Genomic DNA, 16,130 nt, shown 5'->3' with positions numbered 1-16,130 from the left:
CGCTTCCGGTTTCGGACGGCTCTTGCTCGGGAGTGAACAGGCTTTCACACGGCGTTCAACAGTTGGTCATCAGATGTTGGTCGAATCCGGTACCTGACGATCATCACCATGATCCCCATGTCGTTCACCCCGTACACCTCACCGGCACCAGGCGGCGCTCGCGTCGCGCGGTGCAGACCGTCGCCCGCCGGGGCCGTCGCAGGGCTCGTCGCCCTCGCGGTCGCGGCCGTCTCCCTCCTCCTCGCCGCTCCCGTGTCGTACGCGAGCGGCCCGCTGGCGTCCTCGCGCGCCCTAGTGGGCGCCGAGCAGGTGCTGTTCCGCTCCGGTGTGGGCGGTTACGGCTGCTACCGCATTCCGGCCCTGGTGAAGACGAAGGCGGGCAGCCTGCTCGCGTTCGCGGAGGGGCGCAAGTCCCCGACCTGCGCCGATCGCGGTGACATCGATCTGGTGATGCGCCGCTCCACCAATGACGGCCGCACCTGGGGCCCGGCTCATGTGGTCCTGGAGGGCAGCCCCACCGACGGCACCGAGCCCTTCACCCGGGGCAATCCGGCGCCCGTGGTGGACCGCGAGACCGGTTCGGTGTTCCTCCTGACCACGTCCAACGAGGAGACGCCCACCGGCCCGCGGCTGCCCTGGGTGCAGCGGAGTGACGACGACGGGGTGAGCTGGAGCGCGCCCAAGGCGCTGCCCACGTTTACCGGCGCCAACAACGGCTGGTTCGCCACCGGCCCCTCGCACGGCGTCCAACTGACCGAGGGCGCGCACGCCGGACGCCTGGTGGTCGGCGCCCATCAGAACCCGGATGCGACGACGCGTTACGCGGGCGTCCTCTACAGCGACGACCACGGCGCCACCTGGCAGGCGAGCTCCACCGCCAACTCGTACGTGGCGGGCGCGGTCAAGCCGGGCGAGGTCTCGGTGACCGAGCTGCCGGGCGGCAGCGTGCATCTGGCGGCCCGCAACGAGATAGGCGGCAGCGCCAACCACCGCACCCGCGCGGTGAGCACCGACGGCGGCACCACGGTCCCCGCCTCCACGGTCGTCCCCGGTCTGATCACCCCGGAGGTCCAGGGCTCGGCGCTCACGCTGCGCCAGACGTATCAGCGCACGCCCGGCGACACCATGGTCTTCTCGGCTCCGTCGGACTCCACCGACCGCAAGCTGATGAAGATCCGTTACTCCACCGACCAGGGCACCACGTGGACGGCGGCTTCCAACGGCCTGATCAGCAACGACCGGGCCTCCTACTCCGACCTCGCCGAGCTCGACACGGGTGAGCTCGGTCTGATCTACGAGGGCGGCCCGAGCAACTCGGCCGACGAGATCCGCTTCAACGTGACCACGCCGGGCGCGCTGGGGATACCGGGTACGTTCGCGGGCAAGGGCTCCCCGCAGAAGAGCCCGACGGCCGGGCGCACCAGCCCGGACTCCGGCCCTGACGCCAACGACGCCTACCTCCAGGGCAACGCGGCCCTCGGCAGCGGCCGGTTCGGGCAGGGCCTGGTCCTGGACGGCACGGGCGACTACGCCGACGTGCCGTACGCGAAGACGATCGACCCGGGTGCGGGCGACTTCACGTACTCGATGTGGTTCAAGTACGCGGCGACGACCGCGAGCAAGCAGCAGGCGCTGTTCTGGGCGTACGGGCAGGGCAGCACCAAGCCGCAGGTGTGGCTGCGCTCCCAGCCCGCCGACGACCGGTTGTACGCCTGGGTGCAGGGCGCGGGCGGCGGCGCGTGGCTGACGCTGACGGACCCGTCGTCGGCGGTGGCGTTCGGCGACGACCAGTGGCACCACGTGGCGCTGATCCGCTCGGGCGCGCAGATCCGGCTGACCGTCGACGGCACGGTCACCGGGACGGCGACGGGCGTGTCCGGCTCGGTGACGGACGCGCCGCAGAACGGCGTGGAGGGGATCCGGATCGGCGCCAAGTCGGACACCGGGGTGAGCGACGCGTTCGGCGGTGCGATCGACGAATTCCGCGTCTACCGCTCGGCGTTGACGGATACGGCGCTGACTCAGGTGCGCGCCAACGCGACGGAGTTGGACACGGACGCGGCCACGCGTTCGATGGGGGCGCGGCTGCCGTTCCAGGTGATCGACACGGCGGTCGTCCCGGACCGGCGCCGCATCACGATCGAGGACGACGTCTCGGGCCACTGCGCCAGCGGCACCCTGCTGGGCGGTGTGCCGACCCTGCCGACGGGCCGGATCGGGTCGTTGGCGGCGACCGTCGACAGCACCCACCCGGGCACGGAGACCGGGTTCTCGCCGACGCTGGACGTCGGCGCGGGCGACTTCACGTACAGCCTCTGGTTCCGGTACGCGGCGGGCTCGACCACGCCGGACCAGGCGCTGGTGTGGGCGTACGGGACGGGGAGCGGCAGTCCGCAGCTGTGGGTGCGCGCCCAGCCGGCGCAGGACCGGCTCTACGCCTGGGTGCAGTCGGACGCGGGCACGGCGGCTGTCGCGCTGCCGGACACGACGTCGACGAGGTCGTTCGGCGACGGCGCCTGGCATCTGATGACGCTGACCCGCTCGGCGGACAAGGTCTCGCTGGGTGTGGACGCCCGTACGCCGGTGACGGTGAGCGGTCTGACCGGCTCGCTCACGCCCGCGCAGGGAAGCGGCCAGCAGGGGGTGCGGGTCGGCTCGAAGCTGGACGGCACCAGTGTGTTCGACGGTGACGTGGACGAGTTCCGGATCTATCACCGGGCGCTGACGACGGCCGAGGTGTCGACGGTGGCGGGTTCCACGGCGGGTTCTTCCGGTTCCTATCCGGCCGATCTTCCGGCGCTGTGGTGGTCGTTCGAGAACCAGTACACGGGCGCGAAGGACGTGGTGCGGCCGGTGGCGGGTCCGGCGACGCCGGACTCCACGGTCCACTGCGGCCACGGTTTCGTGCGCGGCGGTGCGGCGACGGTGCCCGGTCGGTTCGGCAACGCGCTCGCCTTCGACGGCTCGAACGACGCCGTCGACCTGCCGTACGGCGCGGCCACCGCGCTCGGCTCGGCCGACTTCACCATCAGCACCTGGCTCAAGTACTCGGCCACCACCAGCAGTCCGGACCAGGTACTGGTGTGGGCGTACGGGACGGGTGCCTCGGAGCGGCAGATCTGGCTGCGGGCGCAGCCCGCGCAGGACCGGCTGTACGCCGCGTTCGAGACGGACACGGCGACCACGGTGGTGGCGGCGGTGGACGACTCGGCGGCAGCCGGTTTCGGCGACGGGGCCTGGCACCACGTGGCGCTAGAACGGGCGGACGGCCGGCTCCTGTTGATCGTCGACGGTCAGACGCTGGGCAGTGCGGCGGCCCCGGCGGGCTCGGTGACGACGGGTGACACGTACGCGGTGGACGGCTTCCGACTCGGCGCCAAGCAGGACGGGACGAATCCGCTGACGGGCTCGCTGGACGAGTTCCGGATCACCCGCAAGGCGCTGTCGGCGGACGAGCTGACGACGCTGCGCACGCAGAACAGCCTGCCGGGTACGGCGACTTCGACGTGGTTGCCGTTCCAGGTGATCACGGGATCGGAGTTCGCACGTATGTAGCTATGTAGCCTGCAGGTACGACTGTGGTGGCCGTCCGTCGCACTGCGCGGCGGGCGGCCACCGGCGTGAGTGGGGAGCGGCGGGATGGCCGATGGACGACTGCGTAACGCTGCGCAGACCCGGGTCGAGGAGATCCTGGACGAGGTGACCGCGTCCGGCGAGGAGACCGGCGTCCAGGTGGCGGCCTACCTCGACGGCGAACTCGTGGTGGACGCGTGGGCGGGCCTGGCCGATGTGGAGCGCGGCCGCCCGATGGAGCCGGAGACGCTGGTGCCGTCGTGGTCGACGGGGAAGGGGATCGCGGCGGCACTGGTGGCGGTGTTGGTGGACCGGGGAATGGTGGGTTACGACACCCCGATCGCCGCGCATTGGCCGGAGTTCGCGGCGCGGGGTAAGTCGGAGATCACGCTGGGCCAGGTGCTGTCGCACTCGGCGGGTCTGCCGCAGCTGCGCCCGGAGGTGACTCCGGAGGAGTTGTTCGACGTGGCGTCGGTCGGGGACTGGCTGGCCGGGCAGGCGCCGCTGTGGGAGCCGGGCACGGCGAACGGGTACCACGGCTGGACGTACGGCGTACTGCTCGCGGAGACACTGCGTCGGGCCACGGGCCGCACGTGCGACGAACTACTGCGGGAGGAGTTGGCGGGGCCGCTGGGGGTGGCGGAGTCGCTGCTGTTCTCGGTCCCGGACGATCTGGTCGGCCGGGTGGCGACGTGCTACGACGGCGGCTGGTCGGCGTACCTGGATCGTATGCCGCCGGACTCCCCGTTCTTCACCTTCGCGCCCCGTCCGGTGCTTCCGGTGGCCGCGCTCGCGAACCGGGCCGACTTCCGCAGGGCGGCGCTCCCGGCCAACGGGACGATGACGGCCCGGGCGGCGGCCCGGGTGTACGCGGCGCTGGTCTGCGGCGAGTTGGACGGCATACGCCTGGTGTCGGATACCACGCTGAAGGAGGCGACGACCGCGAGGACGAGTGGCGAGGACCGTTCCCTGGGCTTCCTGTTGGTGAAGGGCTACGGCTTCATGCTGGGCGGCGCGGGCTCGGTGGTGCGCTCCCCCGACGGCGGCTTCGGCACGAACGGCTCGGGCGGCAGCGCGGCTTCGGCCGACCCGGCCCACCGGTTCTCCTTCGCGGTGACGAAGAACCGGATGAGCGTGAACGGGTTGGACAGGCGGTTGTTTCGGGAGGTGCGGGGTGCGTTGGGTATCGGCGGGGCGCCCACGAGCACTCCACTGAGCTGAGTACCAGTACTCATGCGCCCATCTCCCCCGCCGGGCAGGGTGACGCGCATGGATCTGCCCAAGGCCCCGCCGGCGTTCGACGCCACCACCGGCCCCGAGGAGCGCCACCGTGCTGACCGCGGCGCCGATATCGGCATCGGCTGCGGGCTGGTGTTCGTGGAGCTGACCGCGTTGGTGCTGATCTTCGGGCTCTGGTTCCTGTCCGGTTTCACCCTCGACCCGGTCGAGACCGTCGGCACCGACTCTTTGTGGAACTATCTGGCCGCAGCGGGTGGAGTCGGCGTCCTCGCCGTCGTGGCGGCCGGGTTCGCCGCCCGCGCCAGGGCCATCGCGACCGTCATCAGCCAGGGCGTGATGGCCGCCCTGGTCTGCACCCTCGTCTTCGGCGGAGCCGCGCTGCAATCCCACGAGGACACGTTGTGCCGTGACATGCCCTCTGCGGCTGGCTGCAAGGGCGTAAGGAGTGGCGCCGGGGTCAGCGGCCCGTAAACCCCCGCAGGGCCGCCGTGAGCCGGTCCGCGTGGGTGACGAACAGGCCCTCGCTCGGCGGTGCGTTGCGTGATCAATAGCGCGGGGGCGGCGCCGGTAGTACCCGGCCGCCCGATCAACGCTGATCGTTTAGCCTGACCGTGTGAACGACACCGTCGCGGGGACCCAGGGGTACGGCGCGGACGCCGACGCGCTGGCCGAGCAGTACGAGAGCGTGACCTTCGAGGAGGTCCACGGCGGTCTGCTGCACCTGTATCCGACCACGCCCGTACGGGCGCTGGACCTGGGCGCCGGGACCGGCCGGGACGCGGCGGCGCTGGCCCGCCTCGGCCACACGGTCACGGCGGTCGAGCCGACCCCCGAACTCCGCCTCCACGGCGAACGGTTGCATCCGGACCCCGCCCTGACCTGGCTCGACGACGCGCTGCCGGACGTGCCGGTGCTGACCGAGCGCGGCGAGCGGTTCGACCTCATCCTGCTCACGGCGGTGTGGATGCACCTGGATCCCGCCGAGCGCGCCCGGGGCATGCGGGCGGTCGCCGCTCTGCTCGCGCCCGGCGGCATGCTGGCGATGACGGTACGCAGTGGCCCGGTGCCGTCCGGGCGGCGGATGTTCGACGTGCCGGAGGCGGAGACGGTCGCGCTGGCCGAGGCGGCGGGGTTGCGCGTCGCGCACCGGGGTGGCCGGGCGGATCTGCATGGACGGGCCGGGGTGCGGTGGTCGGAGCTGGTGTTCACCGCGCCCCGGCGGGCGTGAAGATCGAGTCCGTCACGCTCTGCCTTTACGTTGGAGGCGAGTTACGCAAAGCGACTCTCCTGCTGCCGAGACCTGTACCAGGTAGGTTCCGCCAACTCCCCTCCCAGCGCGGAACGTTGCCGTACGCTCAGATGGTGCCAAGCACACGAACACCTTCTCTACTCGTCATGCCCGAGCACCGGGCTCGGGTGGAACACAGGAGGCGATTCGCATGCAAGGGCACTGCGGGAAGTTCGTCCACTGGTTAGGTGTACGTGACCTGACGCTCGTCATGACCGGAGCAATCACGTCCGGACTGGTGACGAGAGTGATGGACGTACTCCTGTAGCTGACGATCACGATGATGCTGACACCGTGATCGCCAGCCGATCAGGGGTACAGCCCCATGGCCCCGGGGAGGCGTCGCAACCAGGCGCCCCTCGGGGTCTACGCGCGCGGGGCCTGCGCGAACGACGCGCGCTGTACCATTCCGCGCTCTCTTCGAGAGTGTCACATCCCAACCTGTCACGCCGCCAGTTCTTCAACTCTTATGTGTCAGATCGTGGGCGTCGTCGACGAGGAGGACGCCGGATCGGACGGTGGCGGGGCCGCCGCGGCCACGGCCCTGACCCGGCGGGCCGACCGTGCCACGGCACCCTCCAGCGCACGGCCCGGCATCCGGGCCAAGCCGAAGATCACGGCGAGCGAGACGGACGGGGCGCCCACGGCGAACGTCGCCACCAACGGCTCGCCCCGGTCAAGGGCGTACCTGGCGAACAGAAGCATCCCGCCGACCGAGGCGAGAGCGAAGAGCTGACCCACGGCACGCTGGACGAGACCGGCCCAGGAGAGCAGCCGGCGATGGCGCTCATCGGCGCGGAACTCCTCCCAGATCTCCTGGGCGAGCCCGGGTTTGACCGCCTCCCACTCCTGGCCACCTGCGCGTCCCAGCGCGGTCCCGGCCCCGAGTCGCGTGCCGCCATCACGTCTCACCGCCAAGGAAGGGATTGGTGCCGCCCAGCACGGAGCCGGTCGCCTCGCCTCCCATGGACGGGGCCGCGGCCGCGGACCTACGGAGGTTCTCCGCGAGCAGCCGCCGCAGCCACGACAGCCCTTCGGGGGCCCGAGCATGGCCTTGGTCATCCGCCTTGCGCAGCCACATCACCGCTTCCATGAGAGCGCCCTGCTCCCCGAGCAGCAGCCCCAGGTTGAAGGCGGCGTCCGCGCTCCCCCGCCGAGCCGACCTGCGCCACCACTGCGCCGCCTTGGACGTGTCTCCGCGCTCCTGCCACAGAAAGCCCAGCAGCAGGTCCGCTTCCGCGACGCCCCGCTCGGACGCCTCCCGCCAGACCGCCTGGGCCTCGTCGGCCCTTCCCATCCGCGACAGTACGAGCCCGAGATCCTTGCCCGCCGCTGCCCGGCCGTGCCGGACGGAACGCCTCAGTTCCTCGACAGCCTCGGCGTGGTGACCGGTTTCCACGAGGGCGACACCCAGATAGTGCATGGCCGTCGGGTCTCCCCGGTCGGCCGCACGACGCCAGTACTGCCGGGCCTGGTCCGCGACACCAACCCGGTAGAAAAGGACTCCCAGATCGGTGAGAGCGCGCAGGTCACCGGCTTCCACCAGCTCACGCAGCAGCAGCTCGCCCTCAGCCGTGGACCCGTCCCGCACGCGCTGCAGGGCCATCCGGTGCGCTTGCGCCGGTGAGCTCGGGTGGTACGCCGAGCTGGTCGTAGGCATTGGCCCAGTGCCGGTCCAGGCGCGCGAAGAAGTCCTCGCCGGCACCGGCGGGCGCGCTCGACTCCGGGTGCCCCGGCGCGATGACGTCCAAGGCACCGCCCAGGAGGGCTCTCCACGTCATCCGATTCACCCCCTGACGCCAACTCAGCCCAACTCTACGTCGGACAGGGTGAGTTCGGCAGGCAACCGGACGTCCGCCGAAGGCTTCGGGGTCCGGCCCGGAAGGGGCCGGGACCCGGCGTCAAACCCTCACTCAGCCCTCCGCCATCCCCGCCAGCGCACTCCTGGCCGCCGCCACATTCGTCTCCGCCTTCAGATACCCGTGGTCGAGCAGCCACTTCACATTGAGCTTCTGGCCCTCGCCCGGGTTGACGAACGCCGGGTCCAGCTTGACCTGTTCGCCGCCGCCGCGCTGCTCGAACCAGGGCGCGATCCGGCCCTCCCAGACCGTGAAGCTCTTGGTCACCTCGTACGCGTGGTACGCACACGGGTACGCCGCCTCACGCGTGATCAGGCTCTGCGGGGGCAGCGCCCGGCGAGCGTAGCTCGCCCCAGCAGGGGCGAGGAACGCGCCGTACTCGGAGCCGAAGCGGTCCAGGTCCTGGCCCACCCGCAGCCGTACCGCCCGCTTGTCGAGGCTGCCGTCGGGGCGGTTGGCGAAGCCGTCGTTGGGCGGGTACTTCCAACTGCCCGCCGTGGGGTCCCAGTACGTGGCCAGGAACGCCGTCGGGCTGAGGTGGCCCGTGCGGTGGTAGCCGAGGACCAGCGGACCGACCGGGGCCTGCCAGGGCTTCGGCAGGTACTGCGGGCCGAGGCGCTCGTCGCCCTCGTACGTGCCCGAGCAGGCCGCCGGCGCGGTCGGGCCAACCGTGGCAGCGGTGGCACTCGCGGGCTCCGCCGCCCCCGCCGGCGCGGCGCCGAACAGCACCGTCGCGACCAGCGCGACCCCCGACGTGCCCGCGCCTATGAGAACCCGCAGCCTGCTGAAACGTTTCGCCATGGACGCCTCCTCAGATGTGACAACAGATGTGACAACGCCTCACATCTAGTGGCGCCGCGACCGGTTGGGCATCCCGTACGCGCAAGTAGGCTGAAAGATCGCTCGGCGCGGCCAGAAGCGCACTGTTGTGCCCTGACGTGGCGCACGGCGCCCGGCGGCACGCGGACCGCAAGCCCTCTCGGGTACTTGACGCCCGCCCCCCGAGGCGCTTTCATCCAGCCAGTGCGGGGCCCACACGGCCCGGCGCTTCGAGAGGTGCTCCCAGCCGGTGGCGGATCCCGACCCGATCCGGAGTCCGGCCCGAGTCGCCAGGACGTGTGTCCCGCGTCCGAGGCGGGGCGCATCCGCGAAGGGATGGACGACCATGCCCGCCGGTCAGGACCGCACCAGCAAGCCCCACCCCGCCCCGGGCCTCCCGCGCCGCCGGGTCCTGCGCACCGGGGCGGGCGTCGTCGCCGGGGCCGCGACCCTCCCCCTGCTCGACGCCTGCGCCGCGACCACCTCCGACGGCGTCGGCGCCGACGGCCGCGTCAACATCGAGATGTGGCACGGCCAGAACGAGATCGGCGGCAAAGTGATCGAAGGGCTCGCCGCCGACTTCAACCGCTCGCAGTCCCGCATCCGGGTGAACGCGAGCGGCGGCGGAGTGGTCGCCGACGCCATGCTCCAGAAGGTGACGGCCGCACTGGCGGCCGGCGCCTACCCCGACATCGCGTACATCTTCGGCTCAGACCTCGCCAGCATCGCCCGCAGCCCCAAAGTCGTCGATCTGACCGGCGTGATGCACGACGGCGACCCGCCGTGGAACGGCTTCTGGCCCTCCGTCAGAGAAGCCGTCACCCTGCACGGCAAGGTACGGGCCGCGCCCTCGCTGCTCGACTCGCTCGCCGTCGCCTGCAACACCAAGCTCTTCCAGCGCGCCGGAATCCCGCTGCCCAAGCCCGGCTGGACCTGGCCCGAGTTCGTGGCCACCGCCAAGAAACTCACCGACGCCGGACACGGCGTCTTCGGCACCGCCTGGCCCGGCGCGGGCGACGAGGACACCGTGTGGCGGCTGTGGCCGATGATCTGGGACCTCGGCGGCGACGTGATCGCCCCCGACGGCAAGAGCATCGGCTTCGCCGACACCGGGAAACGGGCCCTGGAAACCGTGGCCCAACTGGTCGCCGACAAGAGCGTCTACATCGACCCCAAACCCGGCAGCGAGCAGATGTACCAGGTGTTCACCTCCGGCCGGATGGGCATGGTGATCACCGGCCCCTGGCAGCTCCCCAACATCGTCGAGTCCAAGCTGCCGTATGACGTCGTTCCCATGCCCACCTACAGCGGAAAGCCGCTGACCATCTCCGGGCCCGACACCTGGACCGTCTTCGACAACGGCAAGGCGCGCTCCCGGGCGGCCGTCGAGTTCGTCCGCTGGCTGATCACTCCCGCCCAGGACGTGCGGTGGGACATAGGGGGCGGCAGTCTGCCGCTGAGCAGACAGACCGAGGCCGAGAGCGCCTGGCGGCGGCACTCCGCCGACACCGTCGGCCTCCCCGTGTTCACCAAGGCCCTGGAGACCGCCCGCGTGCGGCCCATCCACCCCGCCTATCCGCAGATCTCCCAGGCCACCGGCCAGGCCGTGGTGTCCGTGCTGCTCGGCCGCGCCTCGCCCGCCAAGGCGGTGCGCCGGTGCGCCGACAAGGCGGACGCCGCCCTGCTGATTCCCCGATGAGGAGGGTCGTCGTGGACCGAGGATCCCGTACGGGCGCACCCCGCCCGCTCACCCTGGCCCCCGCCGACCGGGAGCCCGCCGAACGGCGCCGCGCCCGGCGCCGACGAGCCCGCGGCGAGCAGGCCACCGCCTGGGCGTTCATCACCCCGTCGGTCCTGGTCATCCTGGGGCTGAGCGTGGTGCCCGTCATCTGGTCGCTGCTGCTGTCGTTCCGCGCCGACGACCTGGTCACCCCCGGCCGCTGGGTCGGCCTCGACAACTACCGGGCCCTGTCGAAGGACCCCGGCTTCCGCAACGCCGTCGAGAACACCCTCACGTACGCGGGCCTGTTCGTGCCGCTGAGCCTGGCCGGCGGGCTCGCCCTTGCCCTCGCGCTCAACCGGCGGATCCGCTTCGTCGGCGTCTACCGCACCCTCGTCTTCATACCGTTCGTCGTCTCGGCCGCCGCACAGGGCGTGCTGTTCTCCTTCATCTTCGACCCGCAGTTCGGCGCGGCCAACTCGATCCTGCACAAGCTGGGCGTCTCGCCGCAGGGCTTCCTGACCGACCCCGGCCAGTCGCTGTACGTCCTGCTCGCGATCTCGCTGTGGAGCGGCATCGGCTTCTGCGTCGTCGTCTTCCTCGCCGCCCTCCAGGACGTCCCCACCGAACTCGTCGAGTCGGCGCGCCTGGACGGGGCGAACCGGGCGCAGGTCCTGCGGTACGTGACGCTGCCGACGCTCGCCCCGGTCACCGCGTTCCTGGTGCTGTGGCAGCTCATCACCGCGCTCCAGGTCTTCGACCTCGTGTACGTGACGACCAAGGGCGGGCCGTTGGAGTCGACCACGGTCATCGTGTACTTCGTCTGGGAGCAGGCGTTCCGCACGTTCACCGCGGGCTACGGCGCCGCCGCCGCGTACGTCCTCGCCGTCGCCCTGCTGCTCGCGGGCACGGCGGTGACCCTCTACCGCCGCCACCGGGAGCGCACCACCGGCACCACGTCCGGACTGCGGCGCGCGGAAGGAGTGGCCCGATGACCGCCTCCACCATGGTCACCGAAGGCACGGCGCCCACGGCGGCGCCCGCGCCCCGCACCGCAAGCCGGCGCCGACTGCCGTTCAGCGCCTGGCACTTGCTGCTCGCACCGCTGTCGCTGTGCTTCGCGCTGCCGCTGATCTGGCTGGTGCTCAGCTCGTTCATGACCAACGCCGAGATCAACCGGTTCCCACCGGCGCTGTGGCCCAAGGGGGTCGACTTCGGCGGGTACCGCTATGTGCTGGGCAACGCGATGTTCCCGCGCTGGTTCGCCAACTCGTGCATCGTCTCGACCGTCGCCGTCGGCTCCAACCTGGTGCTCGGCGCGCTCGGCGGCTACGCCTTCGCCCGGATGCGGTTCCGGGGCTCGCGGGCGCTGCTCGCGCTGATGCTGGCGACGATGGTGATCCCGTTCCAGCTGACGATGATCCCGACGTTCCTGGTGATGAAGTGGCTGGGGCTGATCGATACCCTCGGCGCGCTGATCGTGCCGTCGCTCGTCACCCCGTTCGCGGTGTTCCTCTTCCGGCAGTTCTTCCTCGGGCTGCCCAGGGAAATGGAGGAGGCCGCCTGGATCGACGGGTGCTCACGGCTGCGGGTGCTCTTCTCGATCGTGGCGCCGCTGGCCAGGCCCGCGCTCGCCACGGTCGCGGTGCTCACCTTCCTCGCCACCTGGAACGACCTCTCCTGGCCGCTGATCGCCATCAACCACGACACCCAGTACACCCTCCAGCTGGGACTGACCACCTTCCAGGGGCAGCACCACACCCAGTGGGCGGCGGTGATGGCGGGCAACGTCATCACGGTGCTGCCGGTGCTGCTCGCCTTCCTGTTCGCCCAGCGGACCTTCATCCAGTCGTTGACGTCGAGCGGGCTCAAGGGCTGAGGCGGGCTCAGGGCCGAGGCGGGTCGAGCACCCGCCCGGCCGACGCCACCGGAAGCCACCGCTCCCCTGACACCCCGTCACTCGACTTCCCCGGACCAGAAAGCCCTTCGCCATGCCTTCACCACCCGTGCCTCCGCCCTCTTCCCGCCCCTTCGACCTGCTCGTCGTCGGTGACGCCAACCCGGACGTGGTCCTCGGCCCGGTGCCGCGCGACCTCGCCTACGGCCAGCGCGAGCAGCTGGTCGAGCGGGCCGACCTCGTCCTCGGCGGGTCCGCCGCGATCATGGCGTGCGGCGCGGCCCGGCTCGGCCTTCGCGTGGCGTTCGCGGGCCGCGTCGGCGACGACCCGGCGGGCGCCTTCGTCCGTACGGCCCTGACCGCGCGCGGAGTCGACACCTCCGCCCTGACCACCGACCACGAACGGGCCACCCCGCTCACCGCCGTCCTCACCCGGGGCGCCGACCGGGCGATCCTCACCGCGCCGGGATGTCTGACCGCGACCGGGCCCGGCGACGTCCCCGAGGAACTGCTCGCCGCGACCCGGCACGTCCACGCGGCCTCGTTCTTCCTGATGCCGCGGCTCGCCGGGGCGCTCGCCGAGGTGTTCGCACGGGCGCGCGAGCTCGGCGCGACCACCTCGCTCGACACCAACGACGACCCGTCCGGCCGCTGGGACCCGGAACTGCTCGACCCCGTCCTGAAGGTGACCGACCAGGTGCTGCCCAACGCGGCCGAGGCACGCGCCCTGACCGGGGTCGCCAAGGGCGTGGCCGAGGCGGCGGCCGCGCTGGCCCGGCGCGGCCCGCTCGTCGTGGTCAAGAACGGCACCGAGGGCGCCCTCGCCCACGACGGGACGCGGATCACCACGGCTCCCGCCCTGCCCGTCGAGCCGCTCGACACGGTCGGCGCCGGGGACAGCTTCGACGCCGGATTCGTCGCCGCGATGCTGCGCGGGCTCGGCCTCGCCGACGCGCTGGCCGTCGCCGCGGCCTGCGGCTCGCTGTCGACCCGCGGCCGAGGCGGCACCGCGGCCCAGCCCACCTGGGACGAGGCCGTCGCCCGCGTTCCGAGCACCGGCCTCACCGGAGTTACCGCATGACCGAGACGACGACCGAGACGACTGGAGTCACCGAGATGGCCGAACCGGCCGAAGTGAAGATCGCCTTCATGGGCGCGGGCAGCGTGGTGTTCACCCAGGGGCTGCTGGCCGACCTGTTCGCCTTCCCCGAGTTCACCCGGCTGCGGATCGCGCTGCACGACATCGACTCCGAGCGGCTGGCGACCAGCGAGGCGGCGGCCCGGCACATCGCGGGGGCGCTGAAGGTCGCCCCCGTCATCACCGCGCACCCCGACCGGCGCGGCGCGCTCGACGGCGCGCACTTCGTCATCAACACCGTCCAGGTCGGCATGAACGCGGCGACCCGCACCGACTTCGCCGTCCCCGCCCGCTACGGGCTGCGCCAGACCATCGGGGACACGCTCGGCGTCGGCGGCATCTTCCGCGCCCTGCGCACCTTCCCGGTGCTGCGCGGGATCGCCGAGGACATGGCCGAACTCTGCCCGGACGCCTGGCTGCTGAACTACACCAACCCGATGGCGATGAACCTCCTCTACCTCCACCGGGTCGCCCCCCGGCTGAAGGCGGTGGGCCTGTGCCACTCGGTGTACTGGACGATGCACGACCTGTCCGAGCTGGTCGGCGTGGACTTCTCCGACGTGTCGTACCTGGCCGCCGGGATGAACCACCAGGCATGGGTGCTGCGCTTCGAGCGCGACGGCCGGGATCTGCACCCGCTCCTGGACGCCGCCATCGAGAAGGACCGCGAACTGCTGCGCCGCGTCCGCGTGGACATGTACCGCAGGCTCGGCCACTACCCCACCGAGACGAGCGAGCACTCCTCCGAGTACGTGCCGTGGTACCTGCACCACGACAGCGAGGTGGAGCGGCTGCGGCTGCCGATCGGCGCGTACCTCGACATCATCGAGGACAACACGGTCAGCTACGAGCGCACCCGCAACGCCCTGGCGGCGGGCCGCCCGCTGCCCGTCGAGGGCACCATGGAGTACGCCCCGCAGATCATCCACAGCGTGGTGACGGGCAGCCCCCGCACGATCTACGGCAATGTGCCCAACCACGGCCTGATCACCAACCTGCCGGACGACTGCGTCGTCGAGGTCCCGTGCCTGGTCGACTCGCAGGGCGTGCAGCCGACCAGGGTCGGCGCGCTCCCGCCGCAGTGCGCGGCGCTGAACCGTACGTACGCGAGCGTCACCGATCTGGTGGTGCGGGCCGCCACCGAGGGCGAGCCCCGGCACGTGCGGCACGCCGCGATGACCGACGCGGCGACCGCCGCCACGCTGCCGGTGGAGCGGATCTGGGACCTGTGCGACGACCTCGTACAGGCCCACGGGGAGCTGCTCCAGCCCGAGTTGAGGGTGCTGCTCGGGCACTGAGGGCGGCCGCCTCAGTACGCCACGGTGAACCTCGTGCGGTGGTGGCGGGGCTGCTCGGCCTCGTCCAGGAGCGCCACCGCGAGGTCCTCCATCGAGATCGCGGACTCACCCCGGTCGTCCACCAGGAGCTCGTCGGCGCCGAGCCGGTAGCTGCCGGTGCGCTCGCCCGGCTCCAGGAGGGCGGCCGGGCTGAGGTAGGCCCAGTCGACCTCGCTCTCGCCGCGCCAGACGGCGAGCTGCTCGGTGCACGCCTGCGCGATGGGCCGCCAGTCGGCCGGGAAGTCCGGGTCGTCGACGACGGTGGCGCCGTCGCCGCCGGGCAGGGTCAGGGTGGCGGCGCCGCCGACGACCAGCACCCGCACGCCGGTCCCGGTGAGTCCGGCCAGGAGCGCCTTGGTCACCGTGACGAGGTCGCCCTCGCTGCCGGGCGCGGGCCGGGTGGCGCTGATGACCAGGTCCTGTCCGGCGCTCAGCGCGGCTATGTCCTCGACGTCCCCCGCGTCGCCGGTACGGGCGGCGGCGGCCGGGTGGAGTTCGGGGAAGCGGGCCCGGTCACGTACGACGGCGGTGACCTCGTGCCCCCGGGCGACGGCCTCGGCCACGACGCGGCTGCCGACGTTTCCCGCGGCTCCGAAGACGGTGATGCGCATGGGTGTCCGCTCCTTCTGGTCCGTCCGGCCGTGCCGGAAGGTTTCTCTTAGCACTAAGAGAAAAGTATCTCACCACTAAGAGATTGGCTAGTCTGGATCCGTGACCGACCATGTGGACCTCCTGCTCGCGCAGTGGGGCGAGCGCCGCCCCGACCTCGACGTGTCGCCGATGGCGGTGATCGGGCGGCTGAAACGGCTCTCCCGGCTGATCGAGACCGAGCTGCGCCGCACCTTCGCCGAGCACGGCCTCGACCCCGCCTCCTTCGACGTGCTCGCGACCCTGCGCCGCAGCGCCCCGCCCCATCTGCTCACGCCCGCCGAGCTGATGCGCTCCGCGATGGTCACCTCGGGCGCCGTCTCGCAGCGCCTCGACCGGCTTGAGTCACGCGGCCTGGTGACCCGCTCCCCCAGCCCGACCGACGGCCGCGTCGTCGAGGTCGCCCTCACCGCCGAGGGCCGCGCGCTCACCGACCGGGCACTGCCCGACCACCTCGCCACGGAGGAACGGCTGCTCGCGGCCCTCGGCCCGGACCGGCGGGACGCGCTCGCGGACACCCTGCGCGAACTCCTCGAATCCCTCGGGGACGGCGTCGACTGACCCGGCGGACGCCGACCCTGGGGGCAGCGGATGGAGTACGGCCGACGGGCG

The 16,130-nt window shown here is 71.8% G+C and carries 15 protein-coding genes; 10 read left to right on the top strand and 5 right to left on the bottom strand.

Annotated elements, in window-relative coordinates; translation table 11 throughout:
• Positions 1–108 precede the first annotated feature (108 nt).
• The 4 genes from QIY60_RS27425 (at position 109) to QIY60_RS27410 (ending at position 6,040) form a co-directional block, all read left to right on the top strand.
• Positions 109–3,555 (top strand): sialidase family protein, encoded by a 3,447-nt coding sequence (locus tag QIY60_RS27425; protein WP_283144851.1) that lies wholly within the window; start codon positions 109–111, stop codon positions 3,553–3,555.
• An 84-nt stretch (positions 3,556–3,639) separates the two neighbouring features.
• Positions 3,640–4,794: a serine hydrolase domain-containing protein gene (locus QIY60_RS27420; RefSeq protein ID WP_283144850.1), complete on the top strand. Its 1,155-nt coding sequence runs from the start codon at positions 3,640–3,642 to the stop codon at positions 4,792–4,794.
• A 48-nt stretch (positions 4,795–4,842) separates the two neighbouring features.
• Positions 4,843–5,283 (top strand): DUF6234 family protein, encoded by a 441-nt coding sequence (locus tag QIY60_RS27415; protein ID WP_283144849.1) that lies wholly within the window; start codon positions 4,843–4,845, stop codon positions 5,281–5,283.
• Positions 5,284–5,425: 142 nt separating this feature from the next.
• Positions 5,426–6,040: a class I SAM-dependent methyltransferase gene (locus QIY60_RS27410; RefSeq protein ID WP_283144848.1), complete on the top strand. Its 615-nt coding sequence runs from the start codon at positions 5,426–5,428 to the stop codon at positions 6,038–6,040.
• Positions 6,041–6,574: 534 nt separating this feature from the next.
• On the opposite strand, the gene QIY60_RS27405 is transcribed toward QIY60_RS27410, so the two are convergent.
• From QIY60_RS27405 to QIY60_RS27390, 4 genes are all read right to left on the bottom strand, one after another.
• Positions 6,575–7,012 (bottom strand): hypothetical protein, encoded by a 438-nt coding sequence (locus tag QIY60_RS27405; protein WP_283144847.1) that lies wholly within the window; start codon positions 7,010–7,012, stop codon positions 6,575–6,577.
• Entirely contained in the window at positions 7,002–7,706 is a 705-nt protein-coding gene (locus QIY60_RS27400; RefSeq protein WP_283144846.1) for a tetratricopeptide repeat protein, read from the bottom strand. The genes QIY60_RS27405 and QIY60_RS27400 overlap by 11 nt, the downstream gene beginning before the upstream one ends.
• A complete protein-coding gene (locus QIY60_RS27395) occupies positions 7,669–7,881 on the bottom strand; it encodes a hypothetical protein (RefSeq protein ID WP_283144845.1) in 213 nt (70 codons plus the stop codon). The genes QIY60_RS27400 and QIY60_RS27395 overlap by 38 nt, the downstream gene beginning before the upstream one ends.
• A 132-nt stretch (positions 7,882–8,013) precedes the next feature.
• On the bottom strand, positions 8,014–8,760 hold the full coding sequence (locus QIY60_RS27390; RefSeq protein WP_283144844.1) for a TNT domain-containing protein: 747 nt from the start codon (positions 8,758–8,760) through the stop codon (positions 8,014–8,016).
• A 364-nt stretch (positions 8,761–9,124) separates the two neighbouring features.
• Here QIY60_RS27390 and QIY60_RS27385 point away from each other — a divergent pair, with 364 nt between their 5' ends.
• From QIY60_RS27385 to QIY60_RS27365, 5 genes are all read left to right on the top strand, one after another.
• Positions 9,125–10,477: an ABC transporter substrate-binding protein gene (locus QIY60_RS27385; protein WP_283144843.1), complete on the top strand. Its 1,353-nt coding sequence runs from the start codon at positions 9,125–9,127 to the stop codon at positions 10,475–10,477.
• A 53-nt stretch (positions 10,478–10,530) separates the two neighbouring features.
• Positions 10,531–11,493, top strand: a complete 963-nt coding sequence (locus tag QIY60_RS27380) for a sugar ABC transporter permease (protein ID WP_283146093.1) — start codon at positions 10,531–10,533, stop codon at positions 11,491–11,493.
• 11 nt (positions 11,494–11,504) lie between these two features.
• Positions 11,505–12,377, top strand: coding sequence for a carbohydrate ABC transporter permease (locus QIY60_RS27375; protein WP_283146092.1), 873 nt, complete (start codon positions 11,505–11,507; stop codon positions 12,375–12,377).
• A gap of 127 nt (positions 12,378–12,504) precedes the next feature.
• Entirely contained in the window at positions 12,505–13,476 is a 972-nt protein-coding gene (locus QIY60_RS27370) for a carbohydrate kinase family protein (protein ID WP_283144842.1), read from the top strand.
• Complete coding sequence (locus tag QIY60_RS27365) at positions 13,473–14,831, top strand: alpha-glucosidase/alpha-galactosidase (protein WP_283144841.1); 1,359 nt, start codon at positions 13,473–13,475, stop codon at positions 14,829–14,831. Before QIY60_RS27370 ends, QIY60_RS27365 begins: the two co-directional genes overlap by 4 nt.
• Positions 14,832–14,842: 11 nt before the next feature.
• Here the strand turns inward: QIY60_RS27365 and QIY60_RS27360 are convergent, their stop codons facing one another.
• Positions 14,843–15,481 (bottom strand): NAD(P)H-binding protein, encoded by a 639-nt coding sequence (locus tag QIY60_RS27360; RefSeq protein ID WP_283144840.1) that lies wholly within the window; start codon positions 15,479–15,481, stop codon positions 14,843–14,845.
• A 100-nt stretch (positions 15,482–15,581) separates the two neighbouring features.
• Here QIY60_RS27360 and QIY60_RS27355 point away from each other — a divergent pair, with 100 nt between their 5' ends.
• Positions 15,582–16,079 (top strand): MarR family transcriptional regulator, encoded by a 498-nt coding sequence (locus QIY60_RS27355; RefSeq protein ID WP_283144839.1) that lies wholly within the window; start codon positions 15,582–15,584, stop codon positions 16,077–16,079.
• Positions 16,080–16,130 lie beyond the last annotated feature (51 nt).

The sequence above is a fragment of the Streptomyces sp. BPTC-684 genome, from assembly GCF_030028635.1.
Taxonomy (GTDB): domain Bacteria; phylum Actinomycetota; class Actinomycetes; order Streptomycetales; family Streptomycetaceae; genus Streptomyces; species Streptomyces noboritoensis.
This window is presented reverse-complemented; position numbering and strand designations above follow the sequence as displayed.